Source organism: Persicirhabdus sediminis (assembly GCF_016595495.1).
Lineage (GTDB): Bacteria > Verrucomicrobiota > Verrucomicrobiia > Verrucomicrobiales > Akkermansiaceae > Persicirhabdus > Persicirhabdus sediminis.
The window spans coordinates 1-1,570 of the sequence record NZ_JAENIM010000017.1 but is presented as its reverse complement, the minus strand read 5'-3'; the positions used below and the strand labels follow the sequence as shown (position 1 = coordinate 1,570).

3 protein-coding genes are annotated in these 1,570 nt (G+C 46.2%); all 3 read right to left on the bottom strand.

Annotated elements, in window-relative coordinates:
* Nucleotides 1-75: 75 nt before the first annotated feature.
* Complete coding sequence (locus JIN82_RS03400; RefSeq protein WP_234041746.1) at nucleotides 76-456, bottom strand: hypothetical protein; 381 nt, start codon at nucleotides 454-456, stop codon at nucleotides 76-78.
* Nucleotides 457-751: 295 nt separating this feature from the next.
* Entirely contained in the window at nucleotides 752-1,057 is a 306-nt protein-coding gene (locus JIN82_RS03395) for a hypothetical protein (RefSeq protein ID WP_200310237.1), read from the bottom strand.
* 166 nt (nucleotides 1,058-1,223) lie between these two features.
* The coding region (locus JIN82_RS03390) for a hypothetical protein (protein ID WP_200310236.1) at nucleotides 1,224-1,570 on the bottom strand (347 nt) is incomplete at its 5' end.

Here is a 1,570-nt window from a genome sequence, read left to right as displayed (position 1 = left end):
GAACGTCTAGCGCAGGCACCCCTAGCAGCGGGGGGCGAGCGTGGAACGCGGGGTTGAGGTTGGAGTTACGGGGATTCATCGAAACTGGGCGGCTGGTAGGGGGTGCTCTGGCGCGTCTTGTTCTGCTTCTTTGATTCTCTTCCGTTTGGGCATGGTGAACAACAAGCCGATGACAAAAAAGATGAACGCGGGAACCATGCTCATAATCGACGAGGCGACGAAAACCGAAAAGGCTCCTGCTGGATCACCCAGTATGATGGTGGAAACGAGAACTAGAAAGCCACCAATTAGGCCCCCAACGACGTGCCGAACATTGTCACTGGATGAAGCTTGGTAATAGACCTTGGCTGGGTCAATGGATGAAGTTCGATAGCGAAACCACTGAATCACTACTAATACAATACCGACTGGAATCCATAAAAGTAGGTGGAAGAGGTAGTAAAATACACAAATCATCGTACTCCCAGAGGGACCTGTCACGTCCGGAGGTATCGGCTCCGAAGCGCACTTACACACAATCAGATTTGAGAGACCGAGCATCAGGTAAGCTGCCGGCAGGTAAATGCCTAGGATGTCGCGTCGAAGCATGAATATCTTGCAGAACGTCTAGCACACCAACCGCTGACCATTCAGCGCGCTACGTTTTTGGGTTGGGATTGAAATTGTCATAAAGGTCATTAATTCGGCGGGGAAGCGGTTGGGTGCTGCGACTTGTTAGCTCAGTTTTTTGATTAGAGGATGTGTTGCTAGATTAAGGTAACCAATCGGCGCTCGCTGATACATCTATCGTGCGCGCAACTCCAGAATTATACATAACCCGCATTCGCCAAGAGAATAATAAACGACCTGAATTCCAAGTCTCTAGCCCCTTCAAGCCATATTGGTCATTTGCTGGTACCCCTATCAGCGTATGAATATGCTCACGAGTCATTCCATCATGAATACCATTCCAATGTGTTGGCTTAGAAAAATACCAGACTGAGGCCATAGAAATACACAAAACCAGCAAGGCGGCAAAGGCTCGATTGCGATTTCGGGTGATTTTATCACGGCTCATTTTTTTGCTAACGTAAAGTACACCGACTCCCTATGGGAGAGCGGCCGTCGATACTGGGTTAAGGTTTATAGTTTTCATAAAACTGACACTGGAAACGCGCCATAGGGAGTTAGGTGATACGTCTTGTTATGCAAATTTGATTTAGTTTCATTGTGCTAGTTACAAGCTAGGTCTGTTCCAATGGTAATGATACAACCGCTCGCTTAATACCAGATATAATGCCTAATCTAATCAACTCATTCTCAACTAAGCAAACAATATCTTCCTGAGACGGTAGTGGATCCGCTCCAAAATAGAGAGACTTATTCCTTGTTCCTGTAAGAGTGAGTGTGATGGCTATCCTATCTGGCAAAGCTATATCACGTATTTCACCTAAAAGTTGTAATTCTTCTGATACCTTTACTGTAAATTCTTGTCCTGAAATATGGCTAATTTCCCCTGTAACTTCGGGAGTAAAGTAATTCCCAGATGAACTATTCTCCACGCCTTCTGAAAGACCGACGAAAGATACCC

Excerpts from the sequence above, each read along its gene's own strand:
- JIN82_RS03400 (WP_234041746.1), bottom strand. The coding sequence starts at position 456 with ATGATTTGTGTATTTTACTACCTCTTCCACCTACTTTTATGGATTCCA.
- JIN82_RS03395 (WP_200310237.1), bottom strand. The coding sequence starts at position 1,057 with ATGAGCCGTGATAAAATCACCCGAAATCGCAATCGAGCCTTTGCCGCC.